We start from the raw sequence: 23,403 nt of genomic DNA on the forward strand, positions 1-23,403 counted from the left end.
ACTCACCCTGGAGGCAAAAAGATGAACAAGGTTGCTCAATTTTACCGCGAACTGGTCGCCACGCTCACGGAACGCCTGCGTAACGGCGAACGGGACATCGATGCGCTGGTTGAACAGGCACGATCGAAGGTCATGCAGACGGGGGAGTTAACGCGTACAGAGGTTGAAGAGGTGACGCGCGCCGTGCGCCGAGACCTTGAGGAATTTGCGCGAAGCTACGAAGAGAGCCAGGATGACATTACCGATAGCGTGTTTATGCGAGTGATCAAAGAGAGTCTGTGGCAAGAGCTGGCGGATATCACCGATAAAACACAGCTGGAATGGCGTGAAGTGTTTCAGGATCTCAACCATCATGGGGTTTATCACAGCGGTGAAGTAGTGGGACTGGGTAATCTGGTCTGCGAGAAATGTCATCATCACATTGCAGTTTATACGCCGGATGTCTTACCGCTGTGCCCGAAATGTGGGCACGACCAGTTCCAGCGTCGGCCATTTGAGCCGTAGATAAAAGTAAAACGGCAACCAGGATGCCGTTTTGAGTGTTTGTCCCCTCTCCCATGGGGAGAGGGCATCAGGCCGCACTGATTTTTCAGTGATAAAACGCCAACCGTTCAGCCAGAAGATCCACAAATCCCTGCCGGTCGATATCCACCATCAATGTCGTGTTTGGTTCATTACCGGTCAGGAAGTAATAATCCACCACTGTCATGCCCTGCGTGTATTTCCCTTGTGTCTCCACGCCGACCCATCGGTCCACTGTCGTAAATAATTCCGGTTTCAACAGCCAGGCAATCGTGCAAGGGTCGTGCAGTGGCGCACCGTGGAAGCCCCATTTTTCGGCCTTGTGATACTCCATAAAGAAGTCGAGCAATTCTGCGACGGTAATTGCGATGGGGTTGTCAATCGCGCGAAAGCGCTCAATGTCTGACGCCATAATCTGCGCACGGTGGGTAACGTCTAATCCAGCCATCACAACGGGCAAACCTGACTGGAAGACAATCTCGGCGGCTTCCGGGTCGACAAATATGTTGAATTCAGCAGCTGGCGTCCAGTTTCCCAGATTCATTGCGCCACCCATAATGACGATACGGGCGATTTTGCTGTGCAGTTCCGGGTGGCTGTTAAGCAGCAGTGCCACGTTGGTCTGCGGACCGGTTGCCACCAGTGTGACGGGCTCAGCGCTCTCGCGCAGTACCTTCGCCATCAGTTCAACGGCGGTGCAGCTTTGCGGCGCGAAACCCGGTTCGGGTAGCGCAGGGCCATCCAGCCCGCTCTCACCGTGAACGTTGTCAGCGATGATCAACTCGCGCATGAGCGGCTTCACCGCACCGCCAGCGACGGGAATATCTGTACGTTTTAATAACGTCAGCATTCGCAGAACATTACGCAGGGTTTTTTCTGGTGTCTGGTTTCCGGCCGAAGAGGTGACGGCCTTGAGTTCCAGTTCAGGGGAGGCGAGAGCAAGGACAAGTGCGATCGCGTCATCATGACCCGGATCGCAATCGAGGATGATCGGCTGTGCCATAGAGTTCTCCATTCTTAGCGTTATTTTGTGACAAGGTTAATGCTGCAACGTGGAGGCGACGAGGAAAAGAGATCCAAAGCGTGAAGCAGTGCGCAATCTATTGATTGCGCACTGGAAACATTAATGCAGGATTTTAGCGAGGAAGTCTTTTGCGCGGTCGGATTTAGGGTTGGCAAAGAACTCTTCTTTCGGTGAGTCTTCGACGATTTTACCTTCATCCATAAAGATCACCCGGTTTGCCACTTTACGGGCAAAGCCCATTTCGTGGGTAACAACCATCATGGTCATCCCTTCATGTGCCAGCTCGACCATAACATCCAGAACCTCGTTGATCATTTCTGGATCAAGTGCAGACGTTGGTTCATCGAACAACATCGCAACAGGATCCATGCACAGAGCGCGAGCGATTGCGACACGTTGTTGTTGGCCACCAGAGAGCTGCGCAGGAAACTTATTAGCATGCGCAGAGAGCCCGACTCGATCCAGCAATTTCAGCCCTTTTTCACGTGCAGCTGTTTTGTCGCGTTTGAGCACTTTGACTTGTGCCAGCGTCAGGTTCTCGATGATCGACAAGTGTGGGAACAGCTCAAAATGCTGGAATACCATCCCAACGTGCGAACGTAGTTTGGCAAGATTGGTTTTTTTATCGTTAACTTTGGTGTCGTTAACGAAGATCTCACCTTGTTGCACAGGCTCCAGGCCATTGACCGTTTTGATCAGCGTGGATTTACCGGAGCCTGATGGCCCGCACACCACCACAACCTCACCTTTTTTGACTTCGGTGGAGCAGTCGGTCAGCACCTGAAAGTGCCCATACCATTTAGAAACATTTTTCAGGGAAATCATTACACAGTCCTTTTCTTCAGCCAACTGACCAACAGCGACGCGCTTAAACTAATTGCAAAATAGACCCCGCCTGCAAAGAGGATCATCTCGACCTGCGTACCATCACGCTCACCGATAGTGGAGGCGGTACGGAAGAAGTCTGCCAGGCTGAGGACATAGACCAGCGAGGTATCCTGGAACAGAACGATGCCCTGGGTGAGCAGGAGCGGAACCATGGCGCGAAACGCCTGCGGCAGAATAATGAGCTTCATTGACTGCCAGTGTGTCATTCCCAAAGCCAGTGCAGCACTGGATTGTCCGCGGGAAATACTCTGAATACCGGCACGAATAATTTCTGAATAGTAAGCCGCCTCAAACATCGAGAACGCAACCATGGCAGAGATGAGGCGAATATCGGTTTTCGGCGAAAGCCCCAGTACGTTTTGCAACAGACCCGGCACGATCAAGTAAAACCACAGCAACACCATTACCAGAGGAATAGAGCGGAATACGTTCACGTATGCCGTCGCAAACCAGGCGAAAGGCTTAAAGCTCGACAGGCGCATTACGGCCAGTATTGTGCCCCAGACGATACCAATGATGATGGCGATGATGGTGATTTTTAATGTAATCACCAGACCATCCAGCAGATATGGCATCGACGGGATAATGGAACTCCAGTCATAATCGTACATTATTTGCCTCCCAGATTGCCCGGCAGGCGAATTTTGCGTTCAACCAGGTTCATCACCAGCATGATGACAGCGTTAATCAGGACATATGCGAGCGTAATAGCAGTAAAGGATTCCCATGCATGGGCAGAATAATCAAGCAGCTTACCGGCCTGTGCCGCCATATCAACCAGGCCAATGGTGGAGGCGATGGCCGAGTTTTTGACCAGGTTCATCATCTCCGAGGTCATCGGTGGAACGATGACGCGGTAGGCATTAGGCAGCAGCACATAACGATAGGCTTGCGGTAATGTCAGGCCCATGGCCAGCGCTGCATTTTTTTGACCGCGAGGCAGAGACTGGATGGCGGCGCGCACCTGCTCGCAGACACGAGCAGCGGTAAACAGCCCCAGACACAGCATTGAGGAGACAAAGAACTGAATGTTAGGGTCCAGTTCTGACTTAAACCACATGCCGATATTTTCCGGTAACAGTTCGGGAACGACCAGATACCAGGTGAAAAACTGCACAATTAATGGAACGTTACGGAACAATTCCACATAGAGCGTGCCAAGGGTTGAAAGAAAACGGTTTGGGACGGTACGCAGAATACCGAACAGAGAGCCGACAAGAAATGCGAGTATCCAGGCCGTTATGGATAGTGCAACGGTGACCTGAAAGCCACTCCATAGCCAGCCGAGATAAGTGGTGTTGCCGAACGGGGCTTGTTGCAGAAAAATGCCCCAGTTCCAGTCGATTGACATAATAAACTCCAGAAAAAAAAGGGTAGCAGCGCTACCCTCGAAGATTGGTGAGAAGCTCAATGTTTGCGCTGAGTGGGGAACGACCACTCAGCGTATAGTCTGTCCATGCTTCCCGACAATCGAGAGGGCAGGAGATCCCGCCCTTGTCGTTCTAATTAGTTAAGAGCCTTGTCGTTTGGTGTTTTGAACAGCGCTTTCATGTCGTCAGACAGTTCGAAGTTCATGTTGAGGTTTTTAGGTGGAATCGGGTTCTTGAACCATTTATCGAACCATTTTTCCGCTTCACCAGACGTTTGCGTCTGAGCAATGGTGTCATCGATCAGTTTCTTAAACTCCGGATCGTCTTTGCGCAGCATGCAACCGTAGGCTTCTTTTGATTGCGCAGTGCCGACGATTTCCCAATTATCTGGTTTCTTCGCTTTCGCACGTTCGCCAGCCAACAGAGCGTCATCCATCATGAACGCGACAGCACGCCCGCTTTCCAGCGTACGGAAAGAGTCACCATGGTCTTTCGCGCTGATGATGCGCATATCCATTTTCTTCTCGTCGTTCAGCTTGTGCAGCAGAACTTCAGAGGTTGTACCGGACGTCACCACAACCGCTTTGCCTTTCAGGTCAGCAAAATCTTTAATTTCGCCGCCTTTCTTCGTCAGCAGGCGCGTGCCTACAACAAAGATAGTGTCGGAGAAGGCAGCCTGTTTCTGGCGCTCAAGGTTATTGGTGGTCGAACCGCACTCAAAATCGAATGTACCGTTTTGCAGCAGCGGAATACGATTTTGAGAGGTAATTGGGATCAGTTTTACCTGAATATCAGGCTTGTTCAGCTTTTTCTTGACCGCTTCGACGATTGCGTTGGAGTAGTCCTGAGAATAGCCGACGACTTTCTGTGTGTTGTCGTAGTACGAGAACGGCACAGAAGACTCACGGTGGCCGACCACGATCACGCCGTTTTTAGCAATCTTGTCGAGAGTGCTTTGCCCGGCAGCGGGTGCGGCGTCCTCAGCGTGAACGACGCTTGCGGACATTCCCATCACCAGCATTGCTGTGGCCAGTTTACGTAATTGCATACCCAACTCCTTTTTTCATCTGCGCCAGAGACGCATAGAGACCCAGTGTGATGTTGTTATAGCTCGCTCAAAACGAGTGCAGTGTTATGCATGTTTGTTAACATTTAGTTTGGCTTAATGTAAATATTTTGCTGCGTTATTGTTTATTTTTGCGAAGCGCGCCGCACCATTTAGAGGCAAAAATCTTTCGTTGCACTCTTGTGGTGCTGTCGATGACCTGTGCTGGTGCGACAAAGTTTCACGTTAAGCCAAATTACGTTTGCGTGAATTAACAAAGCAATAGGCGTGCCAGAAATGCTCTTTCCCCTGAACCTGTTCTTAAAAGGAAGAGGGGAAAAGGTGGGGCTGGATGGTGAAAGAGGGCGCGTAGGATCCCCTCTCCCGGTTGAGAGAGGGGAAGGGGGGAGAAGGTTACTTACGACGCTGACGAAGGCTCATTAGCACTGCGCCAAAGCCAAACAGTGCCGTCAGGATCCACAATGGCCAGTTACCGGTGCGGGCATACGGTGTCAGGCCTGTTGTCGGTGTAACTTTAGCAGTCAGTACATCGCGGGTGAACTGCGGGATCATGGCCTGAATTTCACCCTGCGGACCAATCACGGCGGTAATACCATTGTTGGTACTGCGCAGTAACGGGCGTGCTAATTCCAGGGAGCGCATGCGTGCCATCTGGAAATGCTGCCACGGGCCAATGGATTTACCGAACCATGCATCATTGGAGATGGTCAGCAGATAATCGGTATCCGGACGGAAATTATCGCGCACCTGTTCACCGAGGATAATTTCGTAGCAAATGGCGGCGGTCAGTGCAAAACCATGCGCATGCAACTGTGGCTGAACATACGGACCACGGCTAAATGATGACATCGGCAAGTCAAAGAACGGCGCGAGCGGGCGCAGAATCGATTCCAGCGGAACAAACTCGCCAAACGGGACAAGATGGTTTTTGTTGTAGCGGTCAGTGGAGTTGTAGCTGTACGGATTATCCTTACCAAGCGTAATGATCGTGTTGTACGTGTCATACCTGTTTTGCTGGTTCAGGCGCGCATCGACAATTCCGGTTATCAGCGTGCTGCCACGGGCGCGCAGCAAATCATCCATCATGTTCAGGAAAGGTTGCTGGTTAATTTCCAGGTCAGGGATCGCGGATTCTGGCCAGATGATCAACTGTGATTTCCCCATCACCTGCTTGGTAGCGTCGGCATAGATTTTGAGCGTGTTCAGCAGTTGCTTCTCATCCCATTTCATCGCCTGCGGTATGTCGCCTTGCACCATGGATACTTGCATCGCACGCTCAGGCTCAAGGGTGTACCACTGAATATAACGAAGCGGGAAAGGAAGGGTGAAGAGCACGATTGCTGTCACCAGTGGTCGCCAGTTGCGTGTGATCATCGCCAGCACCAGCAAACCACTGACCACCATCAGGAGGAAGTTAATTGTCTCAACGCCCATAACTGGTGCGAGACCTTTCAACGGACCATCAATCTGGCTATAGCCGAACTGCAGCCACGGGAAGCCGGTCAGAACCCAACCGCGCAGAAACTCGGTGATTTGCCACACCACGGGTGCGGCAATGGCGACACGCAGCCAGGTGGTTTTTGGCCACAGGCGCGAAAGAATACCCGCAAATAAACCGGTGTAGAGCGAAAGATAAGCCGCCAGCAAAACGACCAGAAAAACGTTAACGGGCCCTGGCATCCCGCCAAACTGCGCGATACTGACATAAACCCAGTTAATACCGGACCCAAACAGACCCAGGCCCCAGAAATAACCGATGGCTGCAGCCTGTAATGGACGACGATTGAGGGTCAGGCCTTGCAGCCCCATCAGAGAGATAATGGCCGCAGGCCAGATATCGTAAGGAGAAAAAGCCAGCGTACCGCTGGCTCCAAGTAACAGCGCCAGCAGCAAACGGACGCGCTGGCGTTCAAGTAATGAGGCAAATGCCATTTACATTAATCTTCCAGTTTCGGAACCGGGGAGTCGTCCGGCATTTTGACGTGAACCTGAATAATACGTCGGCTGTCAGCCATAGCGACTTTGAATTGGTAACCATCAATGTCAACAGATTCGCCGCGAGCCGGCAGATGGCCAAACGCCTGCATCACCAGACCCCCAATGGTATCCACCTCTTCATCGCTGAAGTGAGTACCGAAGGCATCGTTGAAGTCTTCAATCGAGGCCAGTGCGCGGATAGTCCAGGTGTGACGGCTTAACTGACGGAAGTCGATATCTTCTTCTTCGTCATACTCGTCTTCGATTTCACCTACGATCAGCTCAAGAATATCTTCGATGGTGACAAGACCCGAAACACCGCCAAATTCATCAATAACAATTGCCATATGATAGCGCTGAGAACGGAACTCTTTCAGCATGCGGTCAACACGCTTACTTTCCGGAACCACAACCGCCTGGCGTAACACTTTTTCCATGCTGAAGGCTTCGGCATCGCTGCGCATAAACGGCAGCAGATCTTTGGCCATCAAAATCCCTTCAATGTGATCTTTGTCTTCGCTGATGACCGGAAAACGGGAGTGAGCCGATTCGATGATAACATCGAGGCATTCGTCCAGCGTCTGGTTGCGTTTCAGAGTGATCATCTGCGAGCGGGGAATCATGATATCGCGTACTCGCTGGTCTGCGATGTCCATGACGCCTTCGAGCATTTCACGTGTATCTTCGTCGATAAGATCGTTTTGCCCGGAATCACGAATCAGCTCCAGCAATTCATCGCGGTTTTTGGGCTCACCGTGGAAAAGCTGGCTCAGGATAAGGGAGAAAAATCCCTTTTTACTGTTTGTCGTGTCGCTACTGTGTGAATTGTCGTCGCTCATGGCGTTTGTTAAGGGTTCTCATGGTTGTTCAACGTTTACTGCCGCGGAATGTCCTCACGCGGCAGCATATTAGTCAGTCAGCAGACAGACTATTCTTTCTCGGCAATGTACGGATCCTCATAGCCCAGAGCAAGCATTATCTCTGTCTCGAGAGATTCCATCTCTTCTGCTTCGTCGTCTTCGATATGATCATAACCCAGAAGATGGAGGCTACCGTGTATGACCATATGCGCCCAATGTGCATCAAGTGGCTTCTGCTGTTCTTTTGCTTCCTGCTCAACGACCTGGCGGCAGATGATCAGATCGCCCAGCAACGGCATCTCAATACCCGGTGGTGCTTCAAACGGGAACGAGAGCACGTTAGTCGGCTTATCTTTCCCGCGGTAGGTCAGGTTAAGCTCGTGGCTTTCAGCTTCATCCACCAGCCGAATCGTGACTTCTGACTCTTCCTGAAATTGCGGGATAACCGCATCCAGCCATTTCTGAAACTGGCTCTCTTCCGGCAAACCGGAATTGTCTTCACAGGCCAGCTGTAAATCGAGGATCACCTGACTCATTTTTGCTCCTGCTCCTGGGCTTCGCGTTTACGTTCCGCGGCCAGTTCTGCTTTACGTTTTTGTTCAGCTTCTTCCCATGCTTCATAGGCGTTAACGATACGTGCCACCACTGGGTGACGGACAACGTCTTCGCTGTGGAAGAAGTTAAAGCTAATTTCATCGACATCGGCCAGCACTTCGATCGCATGACGAAGGCCTGATTTGGTGCTGCGCGGCAGGTCGATCTGGGTGACGTCACCGGTGATAACGGCTTTCGAGTTAAAACCGATACGTGTCAGGAACATCTTCATCTGCTCGATGGTGGTGTTCTGGCTTTCATCAAGAATGATAAATGCGTCATTGAGCGTACGACCGCGCATATAGGCCAGTGGTGCGACTTCGATGACATTACGCTCGATGAGTTTCTCAACTTTCTCAAAGCCCAGCATTTCGAACAGTGCGTCGTAAAGTGGGCGCAGATAAGGGTCCACTTTCTGGCTCAGGTCGCCTGGTAAGAAACCGAGTTTTTCACCCGCTTCAACCGCCGGACGCGTCAGCAGAATACGGCGCACATCCTGTCGCTCCAGCGCATCTACCGCTGCTGCTACGGCCAGGTAGGTTTTCCCGGTCCCTGCTGGGCCTACACCGAAAGTGATGTCGTGATCGAGGATATTGGCGATGTACTGTGCCTGATTTGGCGTACGTGGTTTGATGACGCCACGCTTGGTTTTAATGTTGATGGCTTTGCCGTACTCCGGCACGCTGTCAGCACTTTGCTCAAGCACTCGCGCTTCTTTGATCGCCAGATGGATCTGTTCCGGCTCGATATCCTGCGTTTGGCCGCGCATCGGGGCGGTATCGACATACAGGCTGAGCAGAATATCGGCTGCGGCATTAACGCAAATAGGGCGGCCAGTGAGTTTGAAATGATTATCGCGACGATTGATTTCGATACCCAGACGTCGCTCCAGTTGTTTGATGTTGTCATCAAACGGCCCGCACAGGCTCAGCAGGCGAGCGTTGTCTGCTGGCTCAAGGGTAATTTCACGCGTGTCTATGTTCAAACTGTTCCTCTTAATATGTGTATTGCCGGAGGGCAACTTGCACATCCGGCCACAGACGAGTCGTCGTCATAACGAAATTATTCACGCCATAGAATAAAGGCGCAAGCATTGCAATGGATATTGGGGACGGAGAGAGGAAATACAAGGCCTGCCAGAAAGGCAGGCCTGAACGAATTAAGGCTGGTAGATACCGACACCTGAATCGTTTTCTTTGCGGGTACGTGAAATCACAGACTCTGGCGATTCAACGACGCGCAGGCCCATCTCTTCTTCGGTACGGACCAGCTTCGCGCGCAGGGAGTTTGTCAAAACTTCAACAATTTCCACGTCAACGAATTTACCGACCATATCTGGTGTGCCTTCAAAGTTGACCACGCGGTTATTTTCAGTGCGGCCAGACAGTTCCATCACGCTTTTACGGGATGTACCTTCGACAAGAATACGCTGGGTTGTACCGAGCATGCGACGGCTCCAGGCGGTGGCTTGCTGGTTAATACGCTCCTGCAAAATATAGAGACGCTGCTTTTTCTCTTCATCAGGTACATCGTCAACCATATCGGCCGCAGGTGTGCCTGGGCGCGCAGAGAAGATGAAGCTGTAGCTCACGTCGAAATTCACTTCGCCGATGAGTTTCATGGTGCGCTCAAAATCTTCGGTCGTTTCGCCAGGGAAGCCCACGATAAAGTCAGAGCTTATCTGGATATCCGGACGTGCTTCGCGCAGCTTACGGATAATTGATTTGTATTCCAGCGCCGTATGAGGACGGCCCATCAGGTTGAGAACCCGGTCCGATCCGCACTGAATCGGCAGGTGCAGGAAGCTCACCAGTTCCGGCGTATCGCGATAAACATCAATAATGTCATCGGTAAATTCGATCGGGTGGCTGGTGGTGAAGCGAATACGGTCGATACCATCAATAGCGGCGACCAGACGTAGTAGTTCAGCAAAACTGCCGGTGCTACCGTCATAGTTTTCACCGCGCCAGGCGTTGACGTTTTGACCCAGCAGGTTAACTTCACGTACGCCTTGAGCAGCCAACTGGGCGATCTCAAAGAGAATATCATCGCTCGGGCGGCTCACTTCTTCACCACGGGTATAAGGCACGACGCAATAGGTACAGTATTTATTGCAGCCTTCCATGATCGACACATACGCAGCCGGACCATCGGCACGCGGTTCCGGCAGGCGGTCGAACTTTTCGATCTCAGGGAAACTGACGTCAACCACAGGTTTGCGATTACCGCGTACGGCATTGATCATTTCTGGCAAGCGGTGCAGTGTCTGCGGGCCAAAAATAATATCAACATAGTGAGCGCGGCTTCGAATCAGTTTCCCTTCCTGTGAGGCTACGCAACCGCCGACACCGATGATCACGTCAGGTCTTTTTCGTTTTATTAGCTTCCAGCGACCTAACTGATGGAATACTTTCTCCTGCGCCTTCTCACGGATTGAACAGGTATTCAACAACAACACATCGGCTTCGTCAGCATTGTCGGTTAGTTGATACCCGTGCGTGGCATCCAGCAGATCGGCCATCTTTGATGAATCGTATTCGTTCATCTGACAGCCCCAGGTTTTAATATGGAGTTTTTTTGTCATCGACTTGCTCATGCTCAGGATTGCAGGGCGCGTATTGTAATGCTTTGGTGCGGTTGTGACCAGTATGAAGGTTGTCAACCTCAAAGAGATAAAAATCCGGTAAACTTAAGGGATTCTCCAATAAGGATTATTGACCATGACTATCCAAAAAACCGGGGTTGCTGTTGTTGGCGGCGGTATGGTCGGCAGCGCACTGGCGCTCGGACTGGCGCAGCAAGGATTTGACGTTACGGTAATCGAACAAGCGGCTCCAGCGGTGTTTGATGCAATGGCAAAACCGGATGTGCGTATATCCGCTATCAGTGCGGCATCGGTTGAACTGCTGCGTGGGCTTGGAGTGTGGGATGCGTTGCTGGCTATGCGTGCTCATCCATACAGCCGGCTCGAAACCTGGGAGTGGGAAAACGCGCACGTGGTGTTCGATGCCGCCGAGCTAAAATTACCTCGTCTTGGCTATATGGTGGAAAACAATGTTCTGCAGCAGGCGCTTTGGCAATCGCTGGAAGCCCATCCTGATGTAACACTGTGCGTTCCGGCATCACTCAAGGCTCTGTATCACCATGAGGGCGGGTATTTGCTGACACTGGATAATGGTGATGAGCTGGCTGCGAAGCTGGTGGTGGGGGCGGATGGTGCGAACTCGCAGGTCAGGCAGATGGCGGGGATTGGCGTTCATGCCTGGCAGTATCAGCAATCGTGCATGCTGATCACCGTACAGTGTGAAAATGAACCGGGTGAGAGCACCTGGCAGCATTTCACCCCCGACGGTCCGCACGCCTTTTTACCGTTGTTCGATAACTGGGCGTCGCTGGTGTGGTACGACACACCAGCGCATATTCGTCAGTTGCAGGGGTTATCGATGGAGCAACTTCAGCGCGAAATCATCCACCATTTTCCGAACCGTCTGGGGCGCGTGACGCCCGTCGCTGCGGGAGCATTTCCTTTAACGCGTCGCCACGCTCTGCAGTATGTGCGTGAAGGGTTAGCGCTGGTGGGGGACGCGGCGCATACCATCCATCCACTGGCAGGGCAGGGAGTTAACCTGGGGTATCGTGATGTGGAAGCGCTGCTTGATGTGTTGGGTAATGCCCGTAGCCACGGCGAGGCATGGGCGAGCCACCAGGTACTGAAGCGTTACCAGACGCGTCGGATGGCAGATAATTTCATCATGCAATCTGGGATGGATCTGTTTTATGCCGGATTCAGCAATGACTTAGGTCCGGTACGTATTCTGCGTAATATTGGATTGATGGCTGCTGGGCGTGCAGGTGTGCTGAAAAGGCAGGCACTGAAATATGCGCTAGGCCTTTAATTTTTGCGGCCTCTCCTTGTGGGAGAGGCATCTGGCTATGCCATTATTAATGTACAAAAACAAAAAAGCCCGCAGAGCGGGCTTTTTTGTTTTTAAGTGGCTGGGGTACGAGGATTCGAACCTCGGAATGCTGGTATCAGAAACCAGAGCCTTACCGCTTGGCGATACCCCAACAGGGACTGCAAACAGATTGTAATACTACTTCAAAATTGGCTGGGGTACGAGGATTCGAACCTCGGAATGCTGGTATCAGAAACCAGAGCCTTACCGCTTGGCGATACCCCAATTTTTCTTTTGTGATATATCGCTTACCGCAATACATCAAATTATGGTGGCTACGACGGGATTCGAACCTGTGACCCCATCATTATGAGTGATGTGCTCTAACCAACTGAGCTACGTAGCCAACTTTACTGCATTCTTCGATGGCTGGGGTACCTGGATTCGAACCAGGGAATGCCGGTATCAAAAACCGGTGCCTTACCGCTTGGCGATACCCCAATACCGCGGAGAACCGCAAATCGAAGAAAAAATGGCTGGGGTACCTGGATTCGAACCAGGGAATGCCGGTATCAAAAACCGGTGCCTTACCGCTTGGCGATACCCCATCCGTGCAACGCTTACTTGGGAATGGTGCGGGAGGCGAGACTTGAACTCGCACACCTTGCGGCGCCAGAACCTAAATCTGGTGCGTCTACCAATTTCGCCACTCCCGCAAAAAAGATGGTGGCTACGACGGGATTCGAACCTGTGACCCCATCATTATGAGTGATGTGCTCTAACCAACTGAGCTACGTAGCCATCTTTTTTTCGCGTTACCTTATCGGCGTTGCGGGGCGCATTATGCGTATTGAGCTTTGAAGCGTCAACACCTTTTTCATCGAAAATGGCTGGAATGTGACTGTTTGGTTAGGTTGCGAACAGCGTGACCGAATATTCGGCAATTATCGGTTATTAATCGCTTTTGAACCGTTAAGTTCGGGGTAAAAAAAAGGCCCCGAAGGGCCTGTTAACGATCAGAATGTTCATTTGTACGCGGACTGATGGACGCCTACCGCACGTCCTGATGGATCGTTCATGGACTTGAACGATTCGTCCCATTCAATCGCTTTTGCAGAAGAACACGCGACGGATGGGCCACCCGGCACACATTCGGCTGCACTCGGAACCGGGAACAATTCTTCAAAGATTTCGCGGTACAGATACGCTTCTTTGGATCCCGGTGTGTTATATGGGAAGCGGAAGCTAGCGGTTTCCAGTTGTTGGTCAGAAACCTGTTTTGCAGCCACTTCTTTCAGCGTGTCGATCCAGCTATAACCTACGCCATCAGAGAACTGCTCTTTCTGACGCCATGCAACGCTTGCTGGCAGGTAGGATTCAAAACATTCACGCAGGACATGTTTTTCCATTTTACCGTTGCCGCACATTTTATCCTGCGGGCTGATGCGCATAGCCACGTCGAGGAATTTCTTATCCAGGAACGGAACGCGGGCTTCCACACCCCAGGCGGACATCGCTTTGTTAGCTCGCGCACAGTCAAACATATGCAGCGCCTGCAGTTTGCGCACAGTTTCTTCATGCAATTCTTTGGCGTTTGGCGCTTTGTGGAAGTAAAGGTAGCCGCCAAATACTTCGTCAGACCCTTCGCCTGACAGCACCATCTTGATGCCCATCGCTTTGATCTTACGGGACATCAGATACATTGGAGTGGAAGCACGGATGGTGGTCACATCATAAGTTTCGATGTGATAGATAACATCGCGGATCGCATCCAGGCCTTCCTGCACAGTGAAGTGAATCTCATGGTGTACTGTGCCAAGGTGGTTTGCCACTTCCTGCGCGGCTTTCAGGTCAGGTGCACCTTCCAGGCCAACAGCGAAGGAGTGCAACTGCGGCCACCAGGCTTCAGAGCGTTCCTGATCTTCAACACGGCGTGCGGCATATTTCTTGGTGATCGCGGAGATGACGGAAGAATCCAGGCCGCCGGAGAGCAGTACACCATAAGGCACGTCTGACATCAGGTGGCTTTTTACCGAATCTTCCAGTGCCTGGCGCAGCTCGGCTTTATCTGTCACGTTGTCTTTTACCGCGTCAAAGTCGAACCAGTCACGCTGATAGTACTGACGAATCTCACCATCTTTGCTCCACAGGTAGCTACCTGCCGGGAACTCTTTAATGGTGCGGCAAACCGGAACCAGGGCTTTCATTTCAGACGCAACATAGAAGTTGCCGTGCTCATCGTGGCCCATGTACAGCGGGATAATGCCGATATGGTCGCGGCCAATCAGGTAGGCATCTTTTTCACTGTCGTACAGAGCGAAAGCAAACATGCCCTGCAGGTCATCCAGGAACTCTGGCCCTTTCTCCTGGTACAACGCCAGGATGACTTCGCAGTCAGAACCTGTCTGGAATGCATAGCGATCGCCGTACTCTGCGCGCAGTGCCTGATGGTTGTAAATTTCACCGTTAACAGCCAGCGCGTGTGTTTTTTTCTCGTTATACAGTGGCTGCGCACCTGCGTTGACGTCAACAATGGACAGACGTTCGTGCGCCAGAATGGCTTTATCGCTGGCGTAAACGCCCGACCAGTCCGGGCCGCGATGGCGCATCAGGCGGGACAGTTCGAGTGCTTTTTTACGCAGTTCGCCCGCGTCAGTTTTAATATCCAGTACGCCAAAAATTGAACACATAACCTTCTCCGTTAACTCTGTTGCAGTGTGATGTCGCTTGCTTATGAAAATGCCGCAAAGGGGAAGGGCGCGCAAGGGTTTTACGGGGTAAAAAGGAAATAACGCAATGGTGATTGCTGAATGTTGAAAAAAGAGTATGTCGTGAACAGTTTTATTGATGATTATTCAATGGATGGTAATTTTTGTTAGATGGAGTTGTGTTTATCCGAGCGGAAAATGAAAAACCACGCCCTGGGGCGTGGTTTTGAATCAGATAACGTCGATCTCGGCGACAGAAGGATAAATCCAGCTAGGCCGGAAAGGCATCGAATCAATGTCGTCCAGAGTCGATACCCCGGAAAGTACAAGGATAGTCTCCAGGCCTGCCTGGAACCCGGCCAGAATATCGGTACGCAGGTTGTCACCGACAATGACGGTTTGTTCGGAGTGCGCCTGCATCTTATTCAGCGCCGCACGGACTATCCAGGGGCTCGGTTTTCCGACGACGAATGGCTTACGGCCAGAGATTTTTTCGATACCGGCACACAACGCACCACACGCCGGGTAAAAACCACGCCCATGAGTATCCGGATTAGTTGCAATAAAGCGCGCGCCGTTGGCGACAAAGTACGCTGCTTTATGCATCATCTCCCAGTTAAAGGATCGTGTTTCGCCCACGATCACAAAATCTGGGTTCACGTCTGTAATGGTGAATCCGGCTTTATACAGTTCATGGATCAGTGCGCCTTCACCCACGACGTAAGCTTTTTTTCCTTCCTGACGCTTCAGGAAATCCGCCGTAGCCATTGCGGAGGTATAGAACACGCTATCCGGCACGTCGACGCCGGCAGTCGCAAAGCGATTTGCCAGGTCCTGACCGGTTTGGGAAGGATAGTTCGTGAGGAGAACCAGCGGCATTCCTTTGTCCATGACACGGTGAAGAAACTCAGCAGCACCCGGCACAGCAACGTTGTCGTGCATCAGCACGCCGTCAATATCACAAATTACGTTCTTAATGGTCATGGACTTTCCGACATCAAAAAAAGAAGGCGTTACTATAAAACCCGATCAACTTTCCAGCAAATGTTGCAGCAGAATACCGTTGAGCATGGCGCGTTTTACCAGAGCAAATGCGCCAATAGCGGAACGGTGATCAAGCGTTGATCGTACAACTGGCAAATTCTGGCGAAATGCCTTGAGGGCCTGGGTGTTGATGCACCCTTCAATTGCAGGCAACAAAACTTTTTCAGCTTCAACTATTTCGCCTGCGATAACCACTTTTTGCGGGTTAAACAGGTTGATGGCAATAGCGATGGTTTTACCCAGGTGACGCCCGACCTGCTCTATGACTTCACAGGCTAGTGCATCACCTTTATTTGCAGCTTTGCAAATCGGACCGATTTTGCAGTCATCCAGCGTAACGCGGCTTTGATAACCCTGCTCCAGCAGGTGACGAACGCGATGCTCGATGGCGGCATTCGCAGCAATGGTTTCAAGACAGCCAAAATTACCGCAATGGCAGCGCTCACCCAGTGGCTCAACCTGAATGTGGCCTATCTCGCCGACATTTCCGTTGCGGCCAATAAAAATCCGGCCATTAGAGATGATTCCTGCCCCTGTCCCCCGGTGAACACGCACCAGAATAGAGTCTTCACAATCCTGGCTCGCACCAAAATAGTGCTCCGCCAGTGCCAGACTGCGAATATCATGTCCAACAAAGCAGGTCACTTTAAATTGCTTTTCCAGTGCATCGACCAATCCCCAGTTTTCCACCTGAATATGCGGCATATAGCGGATAACGCCGCTTTCAGGGTCAACCAGGCCTGGCAGAATCACGGAGATAGCAATCAGCTCACGGATTTTACGCTGGCAGGTTTCGATGAATTTCTCGATGGTATTAAGCAGCGCATGTTCCAGCGTTTCCTGAGTGCGTTCAGGCAGAGGATAATGCTCTTCAGCGATGGCCTTGCTGCTCAGATCGTAGAGCGTGAGGGTGGTGTCATGGCGACCAAGACGTACGCCAATGGCCTGGAAGTTGCGGGTTTCAGTGACTATAGAGATAGCGCGGCGACCCCCTGTGGAGGCCTGCTGATCGACTTCTTTGATCAGGCCGCGCTCAATAAGCTGGCGGGTAATTTTTGTCACGCTGGCGGGAGCAAGCTGGCTCTGTTCGGCTATTTGAATACGTGAGATTGGCCCATGTTGGTCAATCAGGCGATACACTGCCGCGCTGTTAAGTTGTTTAACGAGATCGACATTACCGATTTGAGCTTGTCCGCCAGGTGTCATACTTTTACTTACTCAGTGACGACCTCGTTACCATTAACGATGGTCTTAGTAATTTTAAAATCGCGTGTGAAAGCTGTCAGGTTAGCAACCATGCCCGGTGCAATGCCACCCAGTTGTTTTGCAACACCGATTGCACGCGCCGGGTAAAGCGTTGCCATGCGCAGCGCCTCATCAAGAGCAATGCCGCAATGTTCAACCAGGTTACGAACCCCTTCGATCATCGTCAGTGCAGAGCCGCTTAACGTACCGTTTTCATCCACACACAGTCCATTGCGGTAGTATATTGTTTTACCAGCAAAAATGAACTGCTCAATATTTGCCCCTGCTGGCGCTGTGGCATCGGTTACCAGGCACAACTTATCGCCTTTCAGACGCTTAGCATTGCGAATATTGGTGTAATCCACATGTAATCCATCCGCGATGATACCGCAGTAGACGTCTGGCTCATCCAGAATCGCACCAACCAGGCCCGGTTCACGGCCCGTAATGTACGGCATGGCATTATAAAGATGGGTTGCGAAGGTAATGCCAGCGCGGAAACCTGCTTTCGCCTCTTTCTGCGTGGCGTTTGAGTGGCCTGCTGAAACCACAATTCCGGCTGCAGCCAGTTTGCTGATAACGTCAGTCCCGGTCATTTCGGGGGCCAGCGTCACTTTGGTAATCACATCGGCATTAGCACACATGAAATCAACTAGTTCTGCATCTGGTTTACGGACGAAGTCTGGATTGTGTGTTCCTTTCTTGACCATGTTCAGCCAGGGTCCTTCCAGATGCAGACCCAGAGCCTGATGAGGATGTTTCGCCAGGTATTCACGCATGACGTGGATGCCTTGTTTCATCAGTTCATCGCTGGTGGTGATGAGCGTAGGAAGATAGCTGGTGCAGCCAGATTTCTCATTGGCTTTTTGCATGATTTCCAGCGTTTCCACGCTAACCGCTTCAGCCGTGTCATTAAACTGCACACCGCCGCAGCCGTTCAACTGAACGTCGATGAAACCGGGGGAGATAATTGCTCCATTGAGTGAGCGTTGTTCAATCTCCGGCGGCAACTCCGCATGCGGGCAAACACGTTCAATCAGGCCATTCGCGATCACAATCGCGTGGTCATCCAGAATTTCATGGCCGGTATAAATCCGACCGTGGGTTAAAGCGTACATAACGACCCCCGGTTTAAAAAAGCGACCGTCTCTTTATAAAGAGACGGTAATTTACTTAAAGACCTTTGATATTTTCAGCTTCTAATTCATTGAAGTATTTCAATGTTTTTACTTTCAGTTCCATTGTGGACGGCTCGTCACACACGATGACTGATTTCGGATGCAGTTGCAGACAGCTGATCGTCCACATGTGGTTCACGTTGCCTTCAACAGCAGCCTGAAGCGCCTGCGCTTTCACGCCGCCCAGCACCAGAATCATCACTTCTTCGGCATCCAGCAGTGTGCCCACGCCGACGGTCAGCGCATATTTTGGAACCTGGTTAACATCGCCGTCAAAGAAACGTGAATTTGCCACGCGGGTGTCATGGGTCAGCGTTTTAATGCGGGTACGAGACGCCAGAGAAGATGCGGGTTCGTTAAAGGCGATATGACCATCGTTACCAACGCCGCCCATGAACAAATTGATTTTACCGTAAGAACGGATTTTTTCTTCATACTGACGACATTCTGCGTCAATATCAGGCGCATTTCCATTCAGCAGGTTAATATTTTCAGCAGGGATATCAACGTGATCAAAGAAATTACGGTGCATAAAGCTGTGATAGCTTTCCGGATGGTCCTTTGGTAAGCCAACATATTCGTCCATGTTGAAGGTGACGACATGTTTGAAGCTAACCTGGCCCGCTTTGTGCATTTCAACCAGGGCCTTATAGGCTGTCAGCGGTGTACCACCTGTTGGCAGACCAAGAACGAAAGGACGGTCGGCAGTGGGTTTGAACGCATTAATGCGGTTAACGATATGACGAGCAGCCCATTTACCGACTTGTTCAGCTGTAGCCAGGGGAATCAGTCTCATTGTTCACCTCTAGAGTTAACGTAATAAAAGTGTGCAGATAACATGCCTGGACCTGAACTAAGCGTAACCTGGATCACGTCGGGCAGCATGAATCCGTCTTGATTTTTTGAATGATAAAATAAGTTTTCATTGTTAGCCAGAGAAAGGGAGGGTTATTAACGATATTTGGTGACAAAAATCACAAAAAGTATGCATTTAATTTGCGATACGAATTAATTTTTCACACACTCAGAAGGCCAGTGAATCATCAACTGTATGTATAAGTTAATGACACAATAAAAACACAGATTAAGCACGAGCCTTTCATGGAGTCTCGTAGGGGGAATAGGATGAATATTTTAGGTTTTTTCCAGCGCCTCGGTAGAGCTTTGCAGCTCCCTATCGCCGTGCTACCGGTTGCAGCGTTGCTGCTGCGATTCGGGCAACCTGATCTTCTTAACGTACCGTTTATTGCTCAGGCAGGCGGTGCGATTTTTGACAACCTGGCGCTGATTTTCGCCATCGGTGTGGCATCAAGCTGGTCAAAAGACAGTGCGGGTGCAGCAGCCCTGGCTGGGGCAGTCGGTTACTTCATCCTAACGAAAGCGATGGTAACGATTAACCCGGAAATTAACATGGGCGTACTGGCAGGTATTATTACTGGTCTGGTCGGTGGTGCAGTCTATAACCGCTGGGCGAACATTAAGCTGCCAGACTTCCTGAGCTTCTTTGGGGGCAAACGTTTCGTGCCGATCGCGACAGGCTTCTTCTGTCTGGTACTGGCCGCCATATTTGGCTACGTTTGGCCGCCAGTGCAGCACGCTATCCATGCGGGCGGCGAGTGGATCGTTTCTGCCGGCGCAATGGGTGCAGGTATTTTCGGCTTTATCAACCGTCTGCTGATCCCAACCGGCCTGCATCAAGTGCTGAATACCATCGCTTGGTTCCAGATCGGTGAGTTCACTAACGCTGCTGGCGCAGTATTCCACGGTGATATCAACCGTTTCTATGCAGGTGACGGCACTGCGGGCATGTTCATGTCTGGTTTCTTCCCAATCATGATGTTTGGTCTGCCGGGTGCTGCGCTGGCAATGTACCTGGCTGCGCCGAAAGCGCGTCGCCCAATGGTTGGCGGTATGCTGCTGTCCGTTGCGGTAACGGCCTTCCTGACCGGTGTGACAGAGCCGCTGGAATTCCTGTTCATGTTCTTGGCTCCGCTGCTGTATCTGATGCACGCGGTGCTGACCGGTATCAGCCTGTTTGTTGCCACCCTTCTGGGTATCCATGCTGGTTTCTCCTTCTCAGCAGGCGCGATTGACTATGTGTTGATGTACAACCTGCCAGCGGCAAGTAAGAACGTCTGGATGCTGGTAGTGATGGGCCTGGTCTTCTTTGTTGTCTACTTCCTTCTGTTCAGCGCGGTTATTCGTATGTTTAATCTGAAAACGCCGGGCCGTGAAGAGACGAATGAGGATGTCGTTACTGGTGAAGCAAATAGCAATACCGAAGAAGGCTTGGCCCAGTTGGCAACCAGCTATATTGCCGCAGTCGGCGGTACTGATAACCTGAAAGCTATTGATGCCTGTATTACCCGTCTGCGTTTGACCGTGGGCGACTCTGCGCGTGTCAGCGATGCTATGTGCAAACGTCTGGGTGCATCGGGCGTGGTAAAACTGAACAAACAAACCATCCAGGTGATTGTGGGGGCAAAAGCCGAATCTATCGGCGACGAAATGAAAAAAGTGGTTGCCCGTGGACCGGTAGCCGCGTCCTCGACTGACAGTGCGCCAGTGGCTGAAACTCCAGCAGCAAAACCTCAGGCTGTACCAAACGCAACTACCATTGCTGCACTGGTTTCCCCAGTGACCGGTGAAGTGGTTGCCATTGAGCAGGTTCCTGACGAAGCCTTCGCCAGCAAAGCTGTCGGTGACGGTGTGGCGGTGAAACCAACGGAAAAAACCGTGGTATCTCCGGCAGCCGGTACGATTGTGAAGATCTTCAACACCAACCACGCGTTCTGCCTTGAAACCGAAAAAGGCGCGGAAATCGTCGTCCACATGGGCATCGATACCGTCGCGCTGAACGGTAAAGGCTTTACCCGTCTGGTAGAAGAGGGGGCTGAAGTGGTTGCAGGCCAGCCGATTCTGGAAATGGATCTGGACTTCCTGAACGCGAATGCGCGCTCCATGATAAGCCCGGTTGTTTGTAGCAACATCGACGACTTCAGCGGCCTGGTTCTGCAGGCAAAAGGTCAGGTTGTTGCGGGTCAAACACCACTGTATGAGATTAAAGGCAAGTAATCGCTCCTGAGTAGAGTGCGTGCCTTAAGCGGCGGGGGAGATCCTCCGCCGCTTTTTTTTGCAGCAAATGCCCCCAATATTCACCTCAACGCCGTTTTTTGCATAACTAAAGGTTGTCACTACGTCCGGCTTATAAGATCATATGCCGTTATACGTTGTTTACGCTTTGAGGAATCTACGATGAGTGAGGCTGAAGCCCGCCCGAGTAACTTTATTCGTCAGATCATCGATGAAGATCTGGCCAGTGGTAAGCACACCACAATCCATACCCGTTTTCCGCCGGAACCGAATGGTTACCTGCATATTGGCCATGCGAAATCTATCTGTCTGAACTTTGGCATTGCGCAAGACTACAAGGGTCAGTGCAATCTGCGTTTCGATGACACGAACCCTGTAAAAGAAGACATCGAATACGTTGAGTCAATTAAGAACGACGTGCAATGGCTCGGTTTCAACTGGTCTGGCGATATTTGCTACTCCTCAGATTATTTTGATCAACTCTTTGCCTACGCAGTTGAGCTGATTAACAAAGGTTTGGCTTATGTTGATGAGCTGTCTGCTGACGAAATCCGTGAATACCGCGGCTCGTTGACTGCGCCGGGAAAAAACAGCCCATTCCGCGATCGCAGCGTTGAAGAGAATCTCGCGCTGTTCGAAAAAATGCGTGCGGGTGGCTTCGAAGAAGGCAAGGCTTGTCTGCGTGCCAAAATCGATATGGCGTCTCCGTTCATCGTGATGCGCGATCCGGTGTTGTACCGTATCAAGTTTGCAGAGCATCACCAGACCGGCAATAAGTGGTGCATCTACCCGATGTATGACTTTACCCACTGCATTAGCGATGCGCTGGAAGGCATCACGCATTCGCTGTGTACGCTGGAATTCCAGGACAACCGTCGTCTGTACGACTGGGTGCTGGATAACATCACTATTCCGGTGCATCCGCGCCAGTACGAGTTCTCTCGTCTGAATCTGGAATACACCGTGATGTCCAAGCGTAAGCTGAATCTGCTGGTGACTGACAAACATGTTGAAGGCTGGGACGACCCACGCATGCCGACCATCTCCGGTCTGCGCCGTCGTGGTTACACGTCTGCATCCATTCGCGAGTTCATCAAACGTATCGGTGTGACCAAGCAAGATAACACCATCGAAATGGCGTCTCTGGAATCTTGTATTCGTGAAGATTTAAACGAAAATGCACCGCGCGCGATGGCCGTTATTGACCCCGTTAAGCTGGTTATCGAAAATTATCCTCAGGGCGAAAGTGAACTCGTCACGATGCCTAACCATCCGAGCAAACCAGAGATGGGCAGCCGTGAAGTGCCGTTTAGCGGTGAGGTCTGGATCGATCGTGCTGACTTCCGTGAAGAAGCCAACAAACAGTACAAGCGCCTGGTGATGGGTAAAGAAGTTCGTCTGCGTAATGCGTATGTGATAAAAGCTGAACGTGTTGAAAAAGACGCGGAAGGCAATATCACCACGATTTTCTGTACTTATGATGCGGATACTCTGAGCAAAGATCCTGCGGATGGTCGCAAAGTGAAAGGCGTGATCCACTGGGTTAGCGCTGCCCACGCGCTGCCGATTGAAATTCGTCTCTACGATCGTCTGTTCAGCGTACCAAATCCAGGTGCAGCGGACGATTTCCTGGCGACTATTAACCCCGACTCTCTGGTCATCAGGCAGGGTTATGCAGAACCGTCTCTGAAACAGGCTGAAACCGGTAAAGCGTTCCAGTTTGAACGTGAGGGATATTTCTGTCTGGACAGCCGTCACAGTACGGCGGAAAAGCCCGTGTTTAACCGCACTGTGGGTTTGCGTGATACCTGGGCCAAAGCAGGCGAATAATAACGCTTCGTAGGTCAATGAGAAACAACGCCGCTAACTGCGGCGTTTTTTTTATTTTATGATCATACCGTTAATGAAAGGTATGTCATGGCGATGTCAAAATATCAG

The 23,403-nt window shown here is 51.3% G+C and carries 19 protein-coding genes and 7 tRNA genes; 4 read left to right on the forward strand and 22 right to left on the reverse strand.

Annotated elements, in window-relative coordinates; translation table 11 throughout:
* Window positions 1-21: 21 nt before the first annotated feature.
* On the forward strand, window positions 22-504 hold the full coding sequence (locus GF617_RS01615) for a zinc ribbon-containing protein (RefSeq protein ID WP_181622662.1): 483 nt from the start codon (window positions 22-24) through the stop codon (window positions 502-504).
* Between the two features lie 85 nt (window positions 505-589).
* On the opposite strand, the gene rihA is transcribed toward GF617_RS01615, so the two are convergent.
* The 10 genes from rihA to miaB all read right to left on the reverse strand — a co-directional run bounded on the left by rihA (window position 590) and on the right by miaB (window position 10,885).
* The gene (gene rihA / locus GF617_RS01620; RefSeq protein WP_203450920.1) at window positions 590-1,525 is read right to left on the reverse strand and encodes a pyrimidine-specific ribonucleoside hydrolase RihA; all 936 of its coding nucleotides are present in this window, start codon (window positions 1,523-1,525) and stop codon (window positions 590-592) included.
* A 120-nt stretch (window positions 1,526-1,645) separates the two neighbouring features.
* A complete protein-coding gene (locus GF617_RS01625) occupies window positions 1,646-2,371 on the reverse strand; it encodes an amino acid ABC transporter ATP-binding protein (RefSeq protein ID WP_181622664.1) in 726 nt (241 codons plus the stop codon).
* On the reverse strand, window positions 2,371-3,045 hold the full coding sequence (gltK, locus tag GF617_RS01630; protein ID WP_181622665.1) for a glutamate/aspartate ABC transporter permease GltK: 675 nt from the start codon (window positions 3,043-3,045) through the stop codon (window positions 2,371-2,373). The genes GF617_RS01625 and gltK overlap by 1 nt, the downstream gene beginning before the upstream one ends.
* Window positions 3,045-3,785: a glutamate/aspartate ABC transporter permease GltJ gene (gene gltJ / locus GF617_RS01635; RefSeq protein WP_181622666.1), complete on the reverse strand. Its 741-nt coding sequence runs from the start codon at window positions 3,783-3,785 to the stop codon at window positions 3,045-3,047. The genes gltK and gltJ overlap by 1 nt, the downstream gene beginning before the upstream one ends.
* A gap of 155 nt (window positions 3,786-3,940) precedes the next feature.
* Window positions 3,941-4,852: an amino acid ABC transporter substrate-binding protein gene (locus GF617_RS01640; RefSeq protein ID WP_181622667.1), complete on the reverse strand. Its 912-nt coding sequence runs from the start codon at window positions 4,850-4,852 to the stop codon at window positions 3,941-3,943.
* 411 nt (window positions 4,853-5,263) lie between these two features.
* Window positions 5,264-6,802, reverse strand: a complete 1,539-nt coding sequence (gene lnt, locus GF617_RS01645; RefSeq protein WP_203450921.1) for an apolipoprotein N-acyltransferase — start codon at window positions 6,800-6,802, stop codon at window positions 5,264-5,266.
* A 5-nt stretch (window positions 6,803-6,807) separates the two neighbouring features.
* On the reverse strand, window positions 6,808-7,686 hold the full coding sequence (gene corC / locus GF617_RS01650; protein WP_181622669.1) for a CNNM family magnesium/cobalt transport protein CorC: 879 nt from the start codon (window positions 7,684-7,686) through the stop codon (window positions 6,808-6,810).
* A gap of 89 nt (window positions 7,687-7,775) precedes the next feature.
* Window positions 7,776-8,243 carry an rRNA maturation RNase YbeY gene (gene ybeY / locus GF617_RS01655; RefSeq protein WP_181622670.1) on the reverse strand — a complete coding sequence of 156 codons (468 nt, stop codon included), beginning with the start codon at window positions 8,241-8,243 and terminating at the stop codon, window positions 7,776-7,778.
* Window positions 8,240-9,286 carry a PhoH family protein gene (locus GF617_RS01660; protein WP_181622671.1) on the reverse strand — a complete coding sequence of 349 codons (1,047 nt, stop codon included), beginning with the start codon at window positions 9,284-9,286 and terminating at the stop codon, window positions 8,240-8,242. Before GF617_RS01660 ends, ybeY begins: the two co-directional genes overlap by 4 nt.
* Window positions 9,287-9,460: 174 nt before the next feature.
* The gene (miaB, locus tag GF617_RS01665; protein WP_203450922.1) at window positions 9,461-10,885 is read right to left on the reverse strand and encodes a tRNA (N6-isopentenyl adenosine(37)-C2)-methylthiotransferase MiaB; all 1,425 of its coding nucleotides are present in this window, start codon (window positions 10,883-10,885) and stop codon (window positions 9,461-9,463) included.
* A 136-nt stretch (window positions 10,886-11,021) separates the two neighbouring features.
* Here miaB and ubiF point away from each other — a divergent pair, with 136 nt between their 5' ends.
* Window positions 11,022-12,197 (forward strand): 3-demethoxyubiquinol 3-hydroxylase, encoded by a 1,176-nt coding sequence (ubiF, locus tag GF617_RS01670; RefSeq protein ID WP_203450923.1) that lies wholly within the window; start codon window positions 11,022-11,024, stop codon window positions 12,195-12,197.
* A gap of 97 nt (window positions 12,198-12,294) precedes the next feature.
* Here the strand turns inward: ubiF and GF617_RS01675 are convergent.
* From GF617_RS01675 to nagB, 12 genes are all read right to left on the reverse strand, one after another.
* A tRNA-Gln gene (locus GF617_RS01675) sits at window positions 12,295-12,369 on the reverse strand.
* 38 nt (window positions 12,370-12,407) lie between these two features.
* Window positions 12,408-12,482: transfer RNA gene (locus GF617_RS01680), tRNA-Gln, on the reverse strand.
* 44 nt (window positions 12,483-12,526) lie between these two features.
* Window positions 12,527-12,603, reverse strand: a tRNA-Met gene (locus GF617_RS01685).
* Window positions 12,604-12,623: 20 nt separating this feature from the next.
* A tRNA-Gln gene (locus GF617_RS01690) sits at window positions 12,624-12,698 on the reverse strand.
* Window positions 12,699-12,730: 32 nt separating this feature from the next.
* Window positions 12,731-12,805 (reverse strand) — tRNA-Gln (locus GF617_RS01695).
* A gap of 23 nt (window positions 12,806-12,828) precedes the next feature.
* Window positions 12,829-12,913 (reverse strand) — tRNA-Leu (locus GF617_RS01700).
* Between the two features lie 8 nt (window positions 12,914-12,921).
* Window positions 12,922-12,998 (reverse strand) — tRNA-Met (locus GF617_RS01705).
* Window positions 12,999-13,222: 224 nt separating this feature from the next.
* Window positions 13,223-14,887 (reverse strand): asparagine synthase B, encoded by a 1,665-nt coding sequence (gene asnB, locus GF617_RS01710; protein ID WP_203450924.1) that lies wholly within the window; start codon window positions 14,885-14,887, stop codon window positions 13,223-13,225.
* 249 nt (window positions 14,888-15,136) lie between these two features.
* On the reverse strand, window positions 15,137-15,889 hold the full coding sequence (gene nagD / locus GF617_RS01715; protein WP_181622675.1) for a ribonucleotide monophosphatase NagD: 753 nt from the start codon (window positions 15,887-15,889) through the stop codon (window positions 15,137-15,139).
* Between the two features lie 45 nt (window positions 15,890-15,934).
* A complete protein-coding gene (locus GF617_RS01720) occupies window positions 15,935-17,155 on the reverse strand; it encodes an N-acetylglucosamine repressor (protein WP_181622676.1) in 1,221 nt (406 codons plus the stop codon).
* Between the two features lie 8 nt (window positions 17,156-17,163).
* Window positions 17,164-18,312 carry an N-acetylglucosamine-6-phosphate deacetylase gene (gene nagA / locus GF617_RS01725; RefSeq protein ID WP_181622677.1) on the reverse strand — a complete coding sequence of 383 codons (1,149 nt, stop codon included), beginning with the start codon at window positions 18,310-18,312 and terminating at the stop codon, window positions 17,164-17,166.
* Window positions 18,313-18,367: 55 nt separating this feature from the next.
* Complete coding sequence (gene nagB, locus GF617_RS01730) at window positions 18,368-19,168, reverse strand: glucosamine-6-phosphate deaminase (protein WP_181622678.1); 801 nt, start codon at window positions 19,166-19,168, stop codon at window positions 18,368-18,370.
* A gap of 329 nt (window positions 19,169-19,497) precedes the next feature.
* On the opposite strand from nagB, the gene nagE reads away from it, so the two are divergent.
* Window positions 19,498-21,447 carry a PTS N-acetyl glucosamine transporter subunit IIABC gene (nagE, locus tag GF617_RS01735; protein WP_181622679.1) on the forward strand — a complete coding sequence of 650 codons (1,950 nt, stop codon included), beginning with the start codon at window positions 19,498-19,500 and terminating at the stop codon, window positions 21,445-21,447.
* A gap of 180 nt (window positions 21,448-21,627) precedes the next feature.
* On the forward strand, window positions 21,628-23,295 hold the full coding sequence (gene glnS / locus GF617_RS01740; RefSeq protein ID WP_203450925.1) for a glutamine--tRNA ligase: 1,668 nt from the start codon (window positions 21,628-21,630) through the stop codon (window positions 23,293-23,295).
* Window positions 23,296-23,403 lie beyond the last annotated feature (108 nt).

The organism is Lelliottia sp. RWM.1, assembly GCF_016859735.1.
Classification (GTDB): domain Bacteria; phylum Pseudomonadota; class Gammaproteobacteria; order Enterobacterales; family Enterobacteriaceae; genus Enterobacter.

Excerpts from the sequence above, each read along its gene's own strand:
- GF617_RS01615 (WP_181622662.1), top strand. The coding sequence starts at position 22 with ATGAACAAGGTTGCTCAATTTTACCGCGAACTGGTCGCCACGCTCACG.
- rihA (WP_203450920.1), bottom strand. The coding sequence starts at position 1,525 with ATGGCACAGCCGATCATCCTCGATTGCGATCCGGGTCATGATGACGCG.
- GF617_RS01625 (WP_181622664.1), bottom strand. The coding sequence starts at position 2,371 with ATGATTTCCCTGAAAAATGTTTCTAAATGGTATGGGCACTTTCAGGTG.
- gltK (WP_181622665.1), bottom strand. The coding sequence starts at position 3,045 with ATGTACGATTATGACTGGAGTTCCATTATCCCGTCGATGCCATATCTG.
- gltJ (WP_181622666.1), bottom strand. The coding sequence starts at position 3,785 with ATGTCAATCGACTGGAACTGGGGCATTTTTCTGCAACAAGCCCCGTTC.
- GF617_RS01640 (WP_181622667.1), bottom strand. The coding sequence starts at position 4,852 with ATGCAATTACGTAAACTGGCCACAGCAATGCTGGTGATGGGAATGTCC.
- lnt (WP_203450921.1), bottom strand. The coding sequence starts at position 6,802 with ATGGCATTTGCCTCATTACTTGAACGCCAGCGCGTCCGTTTGCTGCTG.
- corC (WP_181622669.1), bottom strand. The coding sequence starts at position 7,686 with ATGAGCGACGACAATTCACACAGTAGCGACACGACAAACAGTAAAAAG.
- ybeY (WP_181622670.1), bottom strand. The coding sequence starts at position 8,243 with ATGAGTCAGGTGATCCTCGATTTACAGCTGGCCTGTGAAGACAATTCC.
- miaB (WP_203450922.1), bottom strand. The coding sequence starts at position 10,885 with ATGACAAAAAAACTCCATATTAAAACCTGGGGCTGTCAGATGAACGAA.
- ubiF (WP_203450923.1), top strand. The coding sequence starts at position 11,022 with ATGACTATCCAAAAAACCGGGGTTGCTGTTGTTGGCGGCGGTATGGTC.
- asnB (WP_203450924.1), bottom strand. The coding sequence starts at position 14,887 with ATGTGTTCAATTTTTGGCGTACTGGATATTAAAACTGACGCGGGCGAA.
- nagD (WP_181622675.1), bottom strand. The coding sequence starts at position 15,889 with ATGACCATTAAGAACGTAATTTGTGATATTGACGGCGTGCTGATGCAC.
- GF617_RS01720 (WP_181622676.1), bottom strand. The coding sequence starts at position 17,155 with ATGACACCTGGCGGACAAGCTCAAATCGGTAATGTCGATCTCGTTAAA.
- nagA (WP_181622677.1), bottom strand. The coding sequence starts at position 18,312 with ATGTACGCTTTAACCCACGGTCGGATTTATACCGGCCATGAAATTCTG.
- nagB (WP_181622678.1), bottom strand. The coding sequence starts at position 19,168 with ATGAGACTGATTCCCCTGGCTACAGCTGAACAAGTCGGTAAATGGGCT.
- nagE (WP_181622679.1), top strand. The coding sequence starts at position 19,498 with ATGAATATTTTAGGTTTTTTCCAGCGCCTCGGTAGAGCTTTGCAGCTC.
- glnS (WP_203450925.1), top strand. The coding sequence starts at position 21,628 with ATGAGTGAGGCTGAAGCCCGCCCGAGTAACTTTATTCGTCAGATCATC.